17 protein-coding genes and 2 tRNA genes are annotated in these 15,162 nt (G+C 54.0%); 6 read left to right on the top strand and 13 right to left on the bottom strand.

The window, feature by feature from the left end; translation table 11 throughout:
* The first annotated feature begins 63 nt into the window (after positions 1 to 63).
* Positions 64 to 138: transfer RNA gene (locus FEE96_RS05050), tRNA-Glu, on the top strand.
* A 167-nt stretch (positions 139 to 305) separates the two neighbouring features.
* A tRNA-Glu gene (locus FEE96_RS05055) sits at positions 306 to 380 on the top strand.
* Positions 381 to 648: 268 nt separating this feature from the next.
* Here the strand turns inward: FEE96_RS05055 and FEE96_RS05060 are convergent.
* From FEE96_RS05060 to FEE96_RS05085, 6 genes are all read right to left on the bottom strand, one after another.
* The gene (locus tag FEE96_RS05060; protein WP_138161924.1) at positions 649 to 1,734 is read right to left on the bottom strand and encodes a GGDEF domain-containing protein; all 1,086 of its coding nucleotides are present in this window, start codon (positions 1,732 to 1,734) and stop codon (positions 649 to 651) included.
* Positions 1,731 to 2,318 carry a heme NO-binding domain-containing protein gene (locus tag FEE96_RS05065; RefSeq protein WP_138161925.1) on the bottom strand — a complete coding sequence of 196 codons (588 nt, stop codon included), beginning with the start codon at positions 2,316 to 2,318 and terminating at the stop codon, positions 1,731 to 1,733. Before FEE96_RS05065 ends, FEE96_RS05060 begins: the two co-directional genes overlap by 4 nt.
* 104 nt (positions 2,319 to 2,422) lie before the next feature.
* Positions 2,423 to 4,198, bottom strand: a complete 1,776-nt coding sequence (locus tag FEE96_RS05070; RefSeq protein ID WP_138161926.1) for a DUF4153 domain-containing protein — start codon at positions 4,196 to 4,198, stop codon at positions 2,423 to 2,425.
* 137 nt (positions 4,199 to 4,335) lie between these two features.
* Complete coding sequence (locus FEE96_RS05075) at positions 4,336 to 5,895, bottom strand: trimethylamine methyltransferase family protein (protein WP_138161927.1); 1,560 nt, start codon at positions 5,893 to 5,895, stop codon at positions 4,336 to 4,338.
* 193 nt (positions 5,896 to 6,088) lie between these two features.
* The gene (locus FEE96_RS05080; protein ID WP_138161928.1) at positions 6,089 to 6,778 is read right to left on the bottom strand and encodes an HAD family hydrolase; all 690 of its coding nucleotides are present in this window, start codon (positions 6,776 to 6,778) and stop codon (positions 6,089 to 6,091) included.
* Between the two features lie 40 nt (positions 6,779 to 6,818).
* On the bottom strand, positions 6,819 to 7,103 hold the full coding sequence (locus FEE96_RS05085; protein WP_138161929.1) for a DUF3572 domain-containing protein: 285 nt from the start codon (positions 7,101 to 7,103) through the stop codon (positions 6,819 to 6,821).
* A 93-nt stretch (positions 7,104 to 7,196) separates the two neighbouring features.
* Here FEE96_RS05085 and FEE96_RS05090 point away from each other — a divergent pair, with 93 nt between their 5' ends.
* The gene (locus tag FEE96_RS05090) at positions 7,197 to 8,606 is read left to right on the top strand and encodes a diguanylate cyclase (protein WP_138161930.1); all 1,410 of its coding nucleotides are present in this window, start codon (positions 7,197 to 7,199) and stop codon (positions 8,604 to 8,606) included.
* A 37-nt stretch (positions 8,607 to 8,643) separates the two neighbouring features.
* Here FEE96_RS05090 and FEE96_RS05095 read toward each other — a convergent pair whose 3' ends face one another.
* The 4 genes from FEE96_RS05095 to FEE96_RS05110 form a co-directional block, all read right to left on the bottom strand.
* Positions 8,644 to 9,132, bottom strand: coding sequence for a periplasmic heavy metal sensor (locus tag FEE96_RS05095; RefSeq protein WP_138161931.1), 489 nt, complete (start codon positions 9,130 to 9,132; stop codon positions 8,644 to 8,646).
* The gene (locus tag FEE96_RS05100) at positions 9,129 to 9,512 is read right to left on the bottom strand and encodes a hypothetical protein (protein ID WP_138161932.1); all 384 of its coding nucleotides are present in this window, start codon (positions 9,510 to 9,512) and stop codon (positions 9,129 to 9,131) included. The genes FEE96_RS05095 and FEE96_RS05100 overlap by 4 nt, the downstream gene beginning before the upstream one ends.
* The gene (locus FEE96_RS05105) at positions 9,505 to 10,086 is read right to left on the bottom strand and encodes an RNA polymerase sigma factor (protein ID WP_138161933.1); all 582 of its coding nucleotides are present in this window, start codon (positions 10,084 to 10,086) and stop codon (positions 9,505 to 9,507) included. The genes FEE96_RS05100 and FEE96_RS05105 overlap by 8 nt, the downstream gene beginning before the upstream one ends.
* A 67-nt stretch (positions 10,087 to 10,153) precedes the next feature.
* Complete coding sequence (locus tag FEE96_RS05110) at positions 10,154 to 10,645, bottom strand: EF-hand domain-containing protein (RefSeq protein WP_138161934.1); 492 nt, start codon at positions 10,643 to 10,645, stop codon at positions 10,154 to 10,156.
* A gap of 308 nt (positions 10,646 to 10,953) precedes the next feature.
* Between FEE96_RS05110 and FEE96_RS05115 the strand changes: the two genes are divergently transcribed.
* Positions 10,954 to 11,358: a DUF983 domain-containing protein gene (locus tag FEE96_RS05115; RefSeq protein WP_138161935.1), complete on the top strand. Its 405-nt coding sequence runs from the start codon at positions 10,954 to 10,956 to the stop codon at positions 11,356 to 11,358.
* A 25-nt stretch (positions 11,359 to 11,383) separates the two neighbouring features.
* Positions 11,384 to 12,112, top strand: coding sequence for an NUDIX hydrolase (locus tag FEE96_RS05120; protein ID WP_138161936.1), 729 nt, complete (start codon positions 11,384 to 11,386; stop codon positions 12,110 to 12,112).
* A 30-nt stretch (positions 12,113 to 12,142) separates the two neighbouring features.
* On the opposite strand, the gene FEE96_RS05125 is transcribed toward FEE96_RS05120, so the two are convergent.
* The 3 genes from FEE96_RS05125 to FEE96_RS05135 are packed head-to-tail and all read right to left on the bottom strand — an operon-like array spanning position 12,143 to position 14,105.
* Positions 12,143 to 13,045 carry a DMT family transporter gene (locus tag FEE96_RS05125; RefSeq protein ID WP_138161937.1) on the bottom strand — a complete coding sequence of 301 codons (903 nt, stop codon included), beginning with the start codon at positions 13,043 to 13,045 and terminating at the stop codon, positions 12,143 to 12,145.
* A gap of 18 nt (positions 13,046 to 13,063) precedes the next feature.
* Complete coding sequence (locus FEE96_RS05130; RefSeq protein WP_138161938.1) at positions 13,064 to 13,966, bottom strand: fatty acid desaturase; 903 nt, start codon at positions 13,964 to 13,966, stop codon at positions 13,064 to 13,066.
* Positions 13,959 to 14,105 (bottom strand): DUF2061 domain-containing protein, encoded by a 147-nt coding sequence (locus tag FEE96_RS05135; protein ID WP_425467297.1) that lies wholly within the window; start codon positions 14,103 to 14,105, stop codon positions 13,959 to 13,961. The genes FEE96_RS05130 and FEE96_RS05135 overlap by 8 nt, the downstream gene beginning before the upstream one ends.
* Before the next feature lie 164 nt (positions 14,106 to 14,269).
* Here FEE96_RS05135 and FEE96_RS05140 point away from each other — a divergent pair, with 164 nt between their 5' ends.
* Positions 14,270 to 15,133, top strand: coding sequence for a helix-turn-helix domain-containing protein (locus FEE96_RS05140; protein WP_138161940.1), 864 nt, complete (start codon positions 14,270 to 14,272; stop codon positions 15,131 to 15,133).
* The last annotated feature ends 29 nt before the right edge of the window (positions 15,134 to 15,162 follow it).

A 15,162-nucleotide genomic window follows, 5' to 3' on the forward strand; every position in this document is an offset into this window, starting at 1 on the left:
GCTGCCATGCATTTTTTACTTGCGGTGCGCATCGGGAATTACTAATACCCGCTGACACTAAGTGGCCCGTTCGTCTATCGGTTAGGACGCCAGGTTTTCAACCTGGAAAGACGAGTTCGATTCTCGTACGGGCTGCCACATCCCTTCCACTGAAGTACTAAAACGCCGCCCTTGGACGGTTAAGTTATTGTTATTTGTCAAAAGCTTGCCTGAGTTTCACTGGGTGAGAAATTATTGCACTTTTTAGAAAATATCCACTTGCGTCCCGGAAGCGGGTTAATTAGATACCGCTTCAAGCACTAAGTGGCCCGTTCGTCTATCGGTTAGGACGCCAGGTTTTCAACCTGGAAAGACGAGTTCGATTCTCGTACGGGCTGCCATTGCTTATCATACCCGAATTTTTAAGACCATGTAGTTAGCTTTTGCGCTTCCGGGCATGCGTTCCTTTTGGTCGGGTAGCAGACTGCCCCGTTTGCAAATATTGCAGATGCTGCGGCGTGTTCGGATATGCCTCCCCCTCTCACAAGCTCGACACAGAACGGCGCAAGGCACGATGGGGTAAATGCTCTAGTTAAATACACACAGTGTCTGAATGTCTTTCGTACTTAGCTAGAGCTTCGCCACCCAACCGTGCACGCGAACACCGACCTACCCACCCGTACGCTGAGCAGCATCTTTGACAAGCCCGTCGCCATTTCCGCTTGAAACAGGCAAACCAACGTCTGGACTATCCGCTTCATCGCTATCGTCGTTGTCCATTCCAGGTTCGAAGAAGAAGTGACAGGCACGCCCGGCCCGTTTTGCTGCGTACAGCGCCACGTCTGCCTCATGCAGCAACCGAGCAGCGTCAACACCCCCTCCCGAAGGAGAGAGTGCCGTACCTATACTCGCCGAAATTCTGCACATTTCACCACCAAAGGGAATCGGTACTTCCAATTGCTCGATCAATCGGTTCGCAATGCTATCCAAGCGAGACCGATCCAACAAACCATCTATGATCAGGACAAACTCGTCACCACCGACCCGGGCCACCGTGTCAGTAGAGCGTGTGCAATCAACCATGATTCCGGCCACTTTTTGCAAGACCGCATCACCCGCCGCATGGCCCATCGTGTCATTGACCGCCTTGAAGAAATCCAAATCGACCTGCATTAGTGAAAAATCACGGCCAGTATTGATCATTCTGGAGAGGATGTGGTCCATTGCGCGGCGATTTTTAAGCCCGGTCAGAGTATCAGTAAATGCCTGTTCTTCCGCGGCAATTTTGGCCCCTTGCAACCGCAGGTTCAGCTGTCGCGACGCCTCCATCGCGGCTGACTTCGCCTCAACAAGATACAACATCTCGATAGTGAGGTCGGTTGCCGAAAAATCGGCACTGGTCAGATCATAATCACGCACTGCATCCAGCACTGAAATACCAAAGGACAGGTTTACAATTGCCCCCATATCCCCTGGTAGCGGTGCCAACACCCCTTTGAGACCGGTTTGAGGTTCATCACGAAACTGCATATGCAACTTCACGCCCGACGTCCGCAGCAGCTCAGTCATATTGCCAATCGATCGAGGACGACGCAGTTCGAACACTTCAAGAAAGGGCTTTCCTGTCCAGTCCTGATCTGGACGCAACTTCTGCAGTGTAGGCCCAACCTGCCCGATGTTTCCCTGGCCGTCGAGCAACACAAACATCGGTGCAATTTTTGAAGCAATTTCAGCTAGTTGATCTACATTCATCATAGCATGTTCGCCCCCAAGTCAAATGTGCGGCCTTCGGCAAAATCGGTCTCGACCAGCATCACTGAAATAACCTCGGCATCCTCTTCGCTTCCAGAATGCTCTAGGATGACCAGATCCCCATAGTCATCGGCCATAGCACGCAGCACCCCCATCATAACACTGGCATATCCGGGCAGACCGTTCTGGCAAATAAGTTTGAACTGACCCGGTGCCGTTTCAACAAGTTCTAACGCGGGTAAACTCAGATCAGACACTGCCAGCCGGACCCTATCTGGCAGGTCATCCAGCGAATGAAGGAATTCGACATAGTTCACCCCACCAAATCGCAACAGACGTCTTAATGCCTCAGTCTGCGGATTGGCCACTAAAAAGGTGCCCATATCCTCAAGCATTTCGCGAAGTGGCCGCTCAAGAACTTGCTCCATCGCGGTCAGAATTTTTTGCGATTGTTCATCCGTATAAATCAGCATGGCCTCGAACTCGGAAAAGCCGAGTTCAGCCGAATCCGTCACATCGCGCCAACGCGATTCACCATAAGTGCTGCAGACAAAGGCCTGAATTGCCCTATTAATCAGCCCATGCATAAGAAGGCCCCTCGTTTTAAGTAACACACAATTGACGTGCGAACCTTAAGAAAGGCCCAACAATTAAAATGCAGTCGGTTTTTAGTGACCTTTCAGCTTCGGTTTTACGGTCTTGTGGTGATTTCCCTTCCGCCGACATGGAGCGCTCTAAGTGAACTGGGGCCAACCGAGTACTCCCCACTAAATATTTGCTCTATCGCCATGGTGTTCAGTCTTGGTCGCGCTTGCCCTGCCAACACCTGAGCTTCTTTAGAAAGAGCTAGGCCCTGAGTAGCGAAAGTCAGGAAGCGGGTCTTAACCGTCAAGGCGTAATGGGAGTTCCGGTACAATAACATCCCTTGCCGGTCAGAGTTCAAATCAAACTGGTCAATGATCAGAACACAACCTGGCCGTCCATTCGATACTGGTAAATCACAACCGGTCAGCCAGAGGCTTAGATCGTACTGCTCCAAACCTTCTAGATCTTCGATATTCAAAGTTTCACCCTCGGGAAATATCGGCAGTTTTTCCACCAGTTCGGCTTTTAGTCCCTCCAGCTTTTCGGATGTAACACCACGTTCAAATGCCCACCGATTGTCCGCACTCCGAAAGTCTTGCAGCCGTCTAATTAGCTCTGGAGATTGGCTCTCTGGACTGTCTTCAAGTGCCTTTAGTGCCTCTTGGCCAGCCCGCCCCCAGTCATGTTCAAGTTGTGCGATGGGGAATTTATCCAGCGAAAGACGCCCATCCTGATATCGCTGAACCTGGCTACTTGCCGCAATCTTATCTGGATTCAGCAAAGGTGTTAGTAGGGCCGCCGAAATAGCGATCGTAACCAATGCCAGCCAAACATTGATGCGCCTAATCCGCTCCTCCCAACCCGTACGACGCAAAACGGCTAATGGATACAATACCCCATACCCCAGTAAAACAGCACTAAAGCAGGCTGCAAGCACCCGATCAGGGGTCCAGCCATAGTCAAAGACCCTTAGCCAGATCGACCAAGCCGCCAAACCAGTCACAAATGGCAAAAGAACGGCCAAATACTGTGTCGAAATCGAGATTGTAACACTCTCCCGCATTCTTGCATCGTCACGTTCTAGCACCACTGCGATCAAGGTGATCATCACCGTAGCCACGCTCATTAATGTTGCGGCGGCTGAAAAATCACCAAATAACTGCGAAAGGCCCCGCAGAGGGATGGCGATCAAAAATACCGCGACCACGGCCAGCACAGGCAATACCAACAGGCGCAACAACCGTAACAATAAGAAAGGTGAAACCGCTGCACGAAGTTCGAACACCACTGCCATAGCAAGACCCAGCACGCCTCCGGTCAAGCCGAAAACCAACCACTCTTCGTCGGTAATCCAGTCGATGACTTTGACCTCGACCAACGATAGCAAGGCATCGGACAGAAACATCAGCACCCAAAACAGGCCGACAAATACCCATGCTGACAGGTATCGGATGGTCAGCGCCCAGGCTGTTTCGAACAGCGCGGTGTAACTGCGCCATACAGGGCGGTTCTGAAGACCGACGATCAGAAACGGAGTGGCCAACAGCAACACAAGAATGCTGACGCTGATGGGGACCGGCTGATCCAGAATTTCGGTTGCCAACTCATACCGGCGCCCGGCCAAGGAGGTCAGTGCTGTAAACGGTACTGACAAAACGAGTGCGCCGCCCAGCGCACGCAACACTGAAACTGGCCCACAGAGCGCCAGCGCGACTGAGGCATAGCTCCCGATAAAGCTCAGCAATGCCAGTAAAAGCCAGGGCGGCAACGCAGGGTTATCCCAATGTTCGGACAGCTGCCAAAGCGCAAGTCCAGAAACAAAGCCTAATCCAAACAAAATGGCACGGTTCTTGGACAGCTCTACTGCAGCGTTCAGAGACATGGTTGAAACCTAGTGATTGAAATTTGCAATGTATCTAGCGCTTAGGCCCTTACCTCTGCAACATTTTGTGTCACATCAGATTGTGGCTCAGCCTAAGTCTACCAACTGGCAAAATCACATATCTCCAGAACCGGTGCTCAAAAATCGGTCGGCGCACCACCCTCTTCCTTACGGCGTGCTACAAACTCCTGCAGCTCGCCACGAAGCGTGTCATCCATGGCCGGTTCCTGAAAGCTGGCGGTGATGTCCTTGAACACTCTGTGCGCCCGCTGCGCGGTCCATTCCGCCCCCGCCTCTTCCCAAGCCTCATAATTGCGCCAGTCGCTCAAAAACGGTTGATAAAACGCTTCGGTGTAGCGGTCCTGAGTATGCTGGATACCGAAGAAATGACCTTCGTTCCCAACCTCCTTGATTGCGCCGAATGCAATGTCATCCGTAGTGGTGGCAAAGGTTGCAGGCTGCATATAGCGCTGAATGTGCTGCAGCACTTCGCAATCCATGATAAATTTTTCTGGGCTGGCAATCAGCCCGCCTTCCAGCCAGCCAGCCGCGTGATAGACCATATTGGTCCCTGACTGAACAGAAGCCCACAGCGAGTTCGAGGTTTCCCACATCGCCTGTCCATCAGGTACATTCGCTGTGCACACCCCACTTGACCGCATCGGAAGCCCATAAAACCGTGCCATCTGTCCCGTCATCTGGGTGGAGCGCATGTATTCTGGGGTACCAAAGGCTGGTGCACCACTTTTCATGTCGACGTTTGAGGTAAATGTTCCAATGACACAGGGCGTACCCGGCGCTACATACTGGAACAAAGCAATCGCACAGAGAGATTCTGCAATAGACTGTGCCACAGCCCCGGCCATGGTTACCGGCGCCATCGCTCCGGCCAGTGTAAACGGCGTTACCACAATCGCCTGCCCGCGACGGGCCAGCCGCAGACATCCATCGATCATCGGATAATCGTGTTTCAGCGGAGAGGTCGAGTTGATGTTGGTGTACATCCTCGGTTTAGCCTGAAACTCCTTTTCACTCAGCCCACCGGCGATCTTGACCATCTCCATCACATCTTCGACCCGCTCTGCCCCCAGCGAATAGGCATGCATCACCTTGTCGGTGATCGTCAGCTTGTCATACAGCACGTCCAGATGGCGGACGGATGCATGCAGGTCGACCGGCTCAACCGGATAGCCTCCAGCAAAGTGGATACAGTTAAAGTATTGTGTCAGCTTCAACAGGTCTTGGCACTGTTCTCGAGTACCGGACACCTTTTTACCCAGCTCCAGATCCCAGTAGTTTGGTGGTGACGACACATTGCCGAACAACATATGATTGCCGCCAATGGGCAAGGCACGCTCTGGATTACGGGGCGTAATGGTAAACGTGCTGGGCGCCTTGCCAATCATCTCCATCACAAAATCACGGTCCATACGGACCAAATCCCCTTCGACACGACAGCCCGCCTGTTTGAATATCGCCAGGGCTTCGGGGTTCAGAAACACCACGCCGATTTCCTCAAGTATTCGCATGGCGCCTTCATGGATCGCTTGAATGCCCTCGGGGCCAAGAGGTTCTGTTGGTCGATCAATGTTGACAGGAATTTGCCAGGGCATTTGTTCAATGACGGCACCACCCCGTCTTGCTGTTGCCCCTGCCCGGCCACCACCGCGCCGCCTGCGTCCCTCGCTCCTCGACATCACCATCTCCCTTGGGCCTGCTGTTGAATACCAGCAGGCCTAATTCTTGGCTATGTCGCCGCTTCATTCACGACATCATCTGTCGTTTTCATTGCTTAGCACGGCGCAATTCATCTTTTCTGTACATAAGTGCCCAGTACAGCCGGTAAACCAGCACATAGCTCGGCCAGACCCCCGCAGCAGTGATGTTCGGTCAGCTGTCCAGCCAAGCCTGAATATGTCCGATATCCGGCAGCACCACGTCGGCCAGGGGCGCCAGATCTTCGTGCAATGCCATCCCCGTCAAGACTGCAATCCGGCGCATTCCTGCGGCGTCCCCTGCCTCCAGATCATGGAGGCTATCGCCAACCATGGCAGTCCGGGATGGATCTACGCCGACAGCATTGCAAAACGCCAGCAGCGGGTCAGGATCAGGCTTAGCGCCATGACCGCTGTCAAATCCGGCTATAAAGGCAAAGTGATCCAGCACACCCGCCTGTTGCAGTTGGTTACGCGCCGACAATTCTGAGTCGTTGGTCATGACACCCAGCACTTTGCCACGTGCTAGCAAGTCATCAAGAAACGCGACCAGAGGCACTGCCTCGGTTAGCGTGGCATCCGCAGCACTTGTGCTTAGATACAGTTCAAGTTCAGCAACATCCATATGATCAATGTAGGGTGCCATCACAGCCGAGATTTCTGAATTGGTACTCGCAATTGCAATACTGTCCCGACGAAACTCACCCCGGTCGAGATCATAGCTCAGCACCTTGGCCAACCCCTGCACCACTTCGGCTCGTCCCTGAGCAAGATGGTGAATTGTCTTAGCGGTCCAACTGTTCCAAGTGGCCCCAAAATCAAACAGGGTTCCATCTTTGTCGAACAATAGGGCATCAACGGGCATGACAGTTCCTTAACTGGGAGCAGCGTTCCATGAAAATCTATCAGGTCCAGTTGACCTGTGCGCCTCCTGGCAAAACCATTCGGGCCTGCATCGGAGCCTCATAAGCGATACCCTGCGCATCACAGAACCCAATCACCCAAGCGTCGTCCATCATCAGGAAGTCCAACACTGACCCCAAGAACTCTGGCTCACCTGCGCTTGCACGCAGATCGGCCTCGCTGGCCCCTGATGCACCAAGGAAAACCGACAGTAGATCCTCGTTCCCTACAAGCCAGGTCAACGCCTGCAGGGCAAGGGTTTCGGCGGAATGGGCGGAAACTGGCATTTTGCGACACTTTTACGGGCTTGGGAAAGGGTTTGTTAACTCCTGTCATAAAGACTCTAGGCAAGTGAAATGCAAGGGCGGAAAGGGAAGCGCGTGCAAGGCACAATCCTGATCATAGATGGCGTCGCGACCAACCGCATTATGTTGAAAGTACAGCTTTCAGCAGCCTATTACCGCGTGGTGCAAACGGATTGTGTTACGGATTTGTTGTCCGTGGCGCGGCGTTGCCGCCCGGATTTGATTCTGACCGCCATGTCCCTGCCGGATGGGACTGCCGCTGATGTTCAGCGAACTCTGGCAAGTGACGCCTCTCTATCTGGTATCCCTGTGATTGCAGTTTCAGCACAAAATGACAATTCCACCCGAATAAATGCGCTAGCTTCTGGGATAGATGATGTCTTAGTTCAACCAGTGGATGATGTAATTCTACAGGCGAGGATCCGCAGCCTGATCCGGGTTCGCAACAGTAACGAGGATCTGCACCTGCAGCACGACGCCGCGCAGAGCTTTGAGCCTCCGCTCAGCAATCGGGAATGCCTCGCAGAAATTCGTGGTTCCAAAGTTGCGCTGGTGGCCCATGATGCACCTACCGCTGCGCAATGGACTGCGCGGTTGCAACCCTTGGTCCCCTATCACCTGCACCCGCACCAGATTGACGATATACAACAGCTGATGAGTGCCCCTGTCCCCGACGTCATCGTCGTAGAACTGAACGAGGCTGAAACCGGCCAAGGACTACGATTGTTGGCTGATCTGCGCGCGCGTGCTGCCACCCGGAATTCAGTAGTGATCGCAATTCCCAATCCGGCAAACCCTCATGTCGCGGCAGAAGCGTTGGACCGCGGTGCCCATGATGTGTTGCAATCAGGATTCAACGTTCAGGAACTGGCCCTGCGGTTGTCGACACAGTTGCAGCACAAAGTGAGAACCGATCGCCTGCGTGACACGGTTCGCAACGGGTTGCGCGCCGCTGTCGAAGACCCCATGACCGGCCTATATAATCGCCGCTATGCAAAGCCGTTCCTCGATCGGGTCGCCCGCAATGCCAATGATTGTGGTGAAAACTTTGCCTTGATGCTGATCGACCTTGACCACTTCAAACAGATCAATGACCGCTTTGGTCATCCGGCAGGTGACGCAGTATTGATCGAAACCTCCAATAGGCTGCAAAAACAGCTGCGTCCGGTGGATCTATTGGCGCGCGTAGGCGGAGAAGAATTTATGATTGTCTTACCCGGCATCGGTGAAGCCAAAGCTGCGGAAGTTGCCGCACAGCTGTGTCGGAAAATTAATTCAGCCCCGTTTCACGTTCCGGGCGTCGCCGAACCGATCTCCGTCACCACCAGCATTGGGGTTGTCATTGGAGGTGGTGATCTCTGCTCCAAACGTACCTCTCCGGCCCACCCCAGCGTTAGCGATCTGATCGCAGACGCCGACCGCGCGCTATATTGCGCAAAACATGCGGGTCGAAACCAGGTTACTCTTAGTCCTGTCGCGGCCTAAAACGGGCCTTTCCAGGCCCGCCTCAACGGCTTTCTTCTCAATTTCGCGATGAACCACGATGGCGTGGTGGCTTGGGTGGGCGATGCATACGCTGTTGCAGTTCATCAGCATAACTCTCGCGCTCAGCTTCGCTCATCGCGGCGACCCTCTCGATCCAGGCTTTCTGGACCGACATTTGAAAATCATGACCTGAGGTGGCTTTCTCTTGCAGAAAACTGGACAGAGCCTCAACTACAAAAGGGTCTGCACGCAACAGGGCGAGGACGGATTCGCCTTCTGCCCGCCGCCGTTTGTGAAAATTACCGTGATCACCACCAGCCTGCTGGCGCAGGGACTGTCTTGCCTCGCTATCCAGCTCACGAAACAGCATCGCTCCAAATGAGGGCATCGGACGGGGCCGTACATCATCACGAAACCGCAAAGCCGCCCCAACAGCCAGTCCGGCGACCATTAAATTCAGCCCCAGCGACCCTGCGAGTACAATCCGTAACCAGAGTTTCATTTTTGGCGTTTGCGTCGTGCTCATTGCACCTCCTCGCCCAGCATCACCGCCAGGTCGTAACTGTCATAGGGCACCGAAGTGCTGTCTGAATACCCAACCAACTGGGCTGGGTCGGGCAAAAATGACGGCGGCTCCAGACCTATCCACACGCCAGCTGCACAGGCCACGGCAAACCCGCCAATCGTCGGTAAGCCACCAACTGCCAGTAACAACTGCCTCCAGAACCCTTGACGTTGTAGCACCACCGGCTTCACCGCAGGCTCTGCCACCGCAGCCTCAGATCGCGCAGTCACTGCATCCGCCAAAATTGCTTTATTCAGGTGGTCAGGTAGATGACTGGGCGCTTCACGCGCGGAAGCAAACAGATCGTCAAGCTCTTGCATTGCCTTATCCAACTCAGCCATCGTTATACCCCAATTCCTGACGCTTGTTGGTCAGAATGGCCGCCAATGACCGTTTTCCACGGGCGGTCAAACTCTCAACTGCTTCAACACTGACATCCATAATTCCTGCAATTTCAGGATTAGCCAACTCTTCAATATGGCGTAACACCACCGCTTGACGCTGACGCTCTGGCAATTGCATCAGGGCGGCTTGCAGCGCGTCATGACGTGCATCGTCCTGTATTTGCTCGGCAGCACTGCGGGCAGTATCTTCCGGTTCCGGCACCGCATCGAGATCCACATAGCCACCTCGCTGACGGCGTTTCAGATCAATACACAGGTTCATCACTACCCGGTACAACCAGGTCGACAGTTGCGCCTGTCCCGGTTGCCAGTTGGGCGCCATCCGCCACAATCGCATCATTGCCTCCTGCGTGACGTCTTCAGCTTCTGCCCGATTTCCCAGAACCCGCATCGCCACGCCCAGGCACCTTGGAGCCAGGCGACTGGTTAACTCTTGTGCCGCACGGCCATCGCCATTGGCATAAAGAACCAACAAAGCGTCATCGCTTAACGCGGGATCTGGGTCCCCCATCAGTAGCGGCCCCATTTCATGAGGCCGCCGCCGGGATATGTCTGTGTTAAGATACACGTCAGACTAATCAGTTTTGCTCCGGTTCTGTCATTTCTGATTGCCCCGGACGGTGTTTACCCATTCCGTTCGAGCTCATTTGATTGCGCGCTTCTTCGAATTCCTGCTTAGAGATGGTGCCATTTCCGTCGGCATCCATCCGTTCGAACATATGGCCCGACCGGCGCGGCTTAGGCAACTCATCCTGGCTCAACACACCGTCGCCGTTTGCATCATGCCTCTCCAACATTCCAGCTGCCCGTTGTTCTGCTTTCTTCATCCCCTGAGCTTGTAGCTCTTCAAGAGACAGCGCGCCATCACCATTGGCGTCTGCGGCGGCAAAACGTGCGGCCTTTAGCCCGTCAACTTCAGCCTGTGTAATTTCACCGTTTCCATCGGCATCCAGTTTCTCAAACGTCATATTCATACCCTGACGTCCCGGACCACTGTTCGCCAGAACTGCGCCTGCACCAACAAGTCCAGCCGAAGCGGCGATCACTGCGAAGATACCTGCTTTTTTCATGTCCAAATCCTTTGTCCAAAGCGACCCAGTGTCGCCGATCATGGTAGTCAAACGTAGCAGGGCCGCAGTTCCGTCGCTCCGGTTTGAAAAAAGGTCAATGAAACTATGAAAGGTGTCTATCCACGATCGTTACAGTTTGCTTACATCCTTTGGCATACCCTTTTCCAAAAGCGTGTCTGCCTTGATATGGTCAGAGTAACTCCTGTTGAGAGCAAACAATTTTGCGGCATCACGCCGCAGCACTCGCGTAGCCTCTACCCATTGGGGCTTTAAGGGCGCAAACATGTGCCAAACACATAGGATTTGTCATGACTGAGTCTCAGGCCGTACCCGCATCAGAAATTGAAAATGATCGTCCAACAGCACCCGCTCTATTAAAAGGGTGGCGCAAAAAGTGTCCCTGCTGTGGTAAAGGTGCTTTGTTGCATTCCTATCTCAAAATCAATGACAACTGTGACAGCTGCGGATTGCAGTTGTCGCATGCACGCGCAGATGACGGGCCTGCCTATTTGACCATTTTGATCGTTGGACACTTGCTGGCCCCTTTGTTGCATTTCGCCTATGTTACCTGGCGCCCTGAACCACTGGCCATGTTTTCCATTGTTACCCTCGGTTGCGTCTCGTTGTCCTTGTTCCTCTTACCCCGAATGAAGGGTATTGTCGTTGGCTACCAATGGGCGCGGCGCATGCATGGGTTCGACAAGGACTCGTAACCCATAGTAAGGTGCTAAGAATCTTATGAGCGCAAATCGGGACAATCAGCCAGTGATCGACAAAACGGCAATCCGCAATGCGGCCACAGTCATTGTAGTACGCGACCGGATGGGCAAAGATCCAATGATCCTTATGGGTCAACGCGGCGCCAAAGCTGCATTCATGCCCAACAAGTTTGTGTTTCCAGGCGGTGCGGTCGATGTTGCAGATGCTGAGATCCCTTTAGCCTCTCACATTTCCGACCTTTGCCACACACGGCTAGCCGACCAGGCGCCTGACGACCTACAATCCGCCCTCACAGTGGCTGCAATACGTGAACTATGGGAAGAAACTGGGTTGGTATTGGGTGAGCGCGGCGACTGGCCTGGCGTCCCGCCCGCCGATTGGGCCGGTTTTGCGTCAGCTGGGTTTCTGCCGTCTGGCAACGGCCTGCAATATGTGTTCCGCGCCCTGACCCCGCCCGGGCGACCTCGACGATTTGATGCCCGGTTTTTCCTTGTTGATGCGGACCAGATCACCGGTGATCTGGATGATTTTTCACAGGCGTCTGACGAACTGTCCCATTTGCAGTGGATCAAACTATCCCAGGCCCGCCAGTTTGACCTGCCGTTCATTACCGAGGTGGTACTGGCCGAAGTCGCCGCTCGTATTACGGATCTGACGCCGCCCAGTTCGGTGCCTTATTTTCGAAACAACGACGAGGCCAGCCTGTTCCTTCGGCTACACGGCACGGAAATGCCTGAATCTGGATAGCCCTGACAGGGTCGGCCTCGCGCGTCCTCTTCAGATGGCCAGCACCAGCGCTAGAATGGACACCACCAATAGTGCCATACCCAAGATCTCACGCGAGGTGATTTTTTCTTTGAAAAACAGAACGGTCGCCAGGATCGACAGGATCAACTCCACTTGACCCAGCGCTTTGACGTAAGCTGCATTTTGCAAAGAGAAAGCCCAAAACCAACAAAACGAGCCACCCATGCTGGTCAGACCAACCCAAATCGCAACGCGACGTGCGGCCCAGACGCGGGTGATCTCAGCCCTGTCGCGCCAGCTTAGCCAGGCCAACATCATCAGAGTTTGCAGGCTGACCACCACCGCCAGAGTAACGCCCGCGCGGAACATTGCGTCCAGGTCGCCCAACTGGAGTGAGGCTCCACGATAGCTTACGGCGGAGAAAGCAAACAACACTCCAGATCCCAGCCCAAACCGGGCCGCCTTGTTGGTAAGGTGTTGCCACCAGGGCCCGCTACTATTGGGCGGCTTGGCCAGCACCAGCACCGCCAGCAATCCAACCACAATCGCAACCCAGCCCCAGACCGTAATCTGATCACCGAGCACCAACAGACCAACAATGGCCGTCTGGATCACTTCGGTTTTCTTAAACGTGATGCCTACTGCGAAATTGCGCTGCTTAAACAATGCCACCACACAAATCGTGGCTAGGATTTGCGACAATCCGCCAATAGAGGCGAACATCCAAAACTTGGGCGGGAGTGACGGTAGCTGTTGTCCAGAAACCATCAGATAGATGAACAATCCGGCGAGAATAAATGGCGCCGAGTAGATGAAGCGGGAAAACGTAGCGCCCGCTGGTGACAGACTGACGCTGCTTAAGACTTTTTGCAGCATAAACCGCACGGTCTGAAACGTTGCGGCGGCGATGGCGACGGGAATCCATAAACTCATACGTCGGGTTATGGCGGCTTATTCGCCGCTGTGCCAGAGCGGATGCGGCACCGGGTCCTTGCCACGCAGAAAATAACGGCGAAACACGTCGCGGTATGATGGGTAGATGTAACCCTCATTGGCATTGCTGAAATCACCCTGTCGTTCGCGGTACAACTTTGGCAACGCGTACCAGGGCACGCCTGGGTGCAGATGGTGAACCACATGGAAGTTATTGTTCAGAAACAGGAATGCCAAGGGGCCTCGATCTTCGACTACAACGGTGCGTGCATGCATCTGATCATGCGCACGATGTTCCAGAAAGGTGCGGATTTTGACCAGTCCCAGCCCCAGGTAGGCGGCGATACAATAGGCCCAAAATGGCATCGGTGTCAGGCTGACCAGCCACACCACCATCAACACCCCCGGCACATGTAGTGCCCAAGCCCATATCACTGAGCGGTCCCCCCGCCATGCGGCTCTCGCATCACTGGCAAGAAAACAACACTGTCCAATCATCGGTCCCAGAAGGATCCTTCCCAAAAGGGTATTGTTGGCACGGTAAAGGTGGCGCTTCCATCGCGGCATTTCTCGCCAGGCCGCAGGATCCAAAAAGTTGCTTTCCGGATCGTCATAAGGATCGGTCAGGGATTCATCCTTATGATGGGCCAGATGGGTGTCGCGAAAGCGATTGTATGGGATCGCCATATTCAGCTGAGCCGCCATCAGCGTCTCATTCAACGCCTTGCTACGAAACGGATGCCCATGCAGCGCCTCATGTGTCAGCGAAGAATGAAAGGCAACCAGCGCAGAGGTCACAATTATCGTCAGAAACAGGCTCACATCAGGCAACAAAGCCAAGGCAGCAAACCATAGACCGTAGCAGGACAATATGAGCAGAAACGTACCCCACTCCGGACCTGTGGACAGCGGTTTAGACATGGTGACGCCCCCACCGGATCCGCGACCAAATTCGCTCATATAACAGGTAGCAAGAGAAACCGATGACCGTGTTGGTCAGCGCTATTACTCCGCCAATTGCCACTGATCCCGTTGCAAAAAAACCAACCAGTGCCATCATCACCAACCCAATGGCGTTCCAGATCAGCGCTTTCACCAGTGAACGTAATCGCGTTTCCATTGTTCCTCCTGAGCAAATGTCTGTTCAGGTGTACCGCGACGTGGCACTGTTCAAAATTCCGTATCTGATTAACAAAATTCAACAACTGTGATATTAATCCACACATGAACACAAAAATCGACAAACGCGTCCGCGCTGAGCAATTTCGGATCCGTCTAAATCGTGGATTGCAAGACAGCGGGCTAAGCCAAAGTGCTCTGGCGCGGCAAATCGGCGTGGATCGGTCAACAATTTCACAACTGCTCACTGGTGACGGCGCCCGGCTTCCCAACGCTCATGTGGTTGGAGCCTGTGCAACTGCACTGGGGGTTTCGGCGGATTGGTTGCTCAGCCTGTCGGACCGCCCCGAAAGCGCCGCTGAACTGCTGGCCGGTGCTCTTTCCTTGTCCGAAGCCCCACGCTCCCTGGTCGATGCGCGTATTTTTGATTGGCACCGTGAAGCAGCGGGGTACAAGATCCGTCATGTCCCCGCCACCCTGCCCGACATGATGAAAACCCGCGCCATGCTAGAGTGGGAGTATACCCCGCATCTGGGGCGTACAGCCACTCAGGCGATTGGTGCGTCCGAGGACCGCTTGTCCTGGATGCGGCAATCGCAGTCGGACTATGAAATTGCCCTGCCAATATATGAGCTGCACAGCTTTGCCCATGGCACCGGCTACTATCAGGACCTGGAACTTGAAACTCGTATTGAACAGCTCGACAATTTTGAGCGCCTCTGCACCCAACTGTATCCGCGCCTACGGGTCTATCTGTTTGATGCCAAACGATTGTACTCATCACCGCTGACCATCTTCGGCCCGTTACTCTGTGTTTTCTATGCTGGTAGCCACTATATGGCCTTTCGCGATAGCGACCGGATAGAGACCTTTACCAAACATTTCGACACCCTAATTCGCGAGGCCAACATGACAGCCCGGCAATTGCCCGGCCATCTGCGCGCACTTAAGGCAACCATTGGCAGCTAGGGTTGCACGACGCCCGTAGGGCGGCGTTC

It is taken from the genome of Parasedimentitalea maritima (assembly GCF_005771405.1).
In the GTDB taxonomy this organism is placed as follows: domain Bacteria; phylum Pseudomonadota; class Alphaproteobacteria; order Rhodobacterales; family Rhodobacteraceae; genus Parasedimentitalea; species Parasedimentitalea maritima.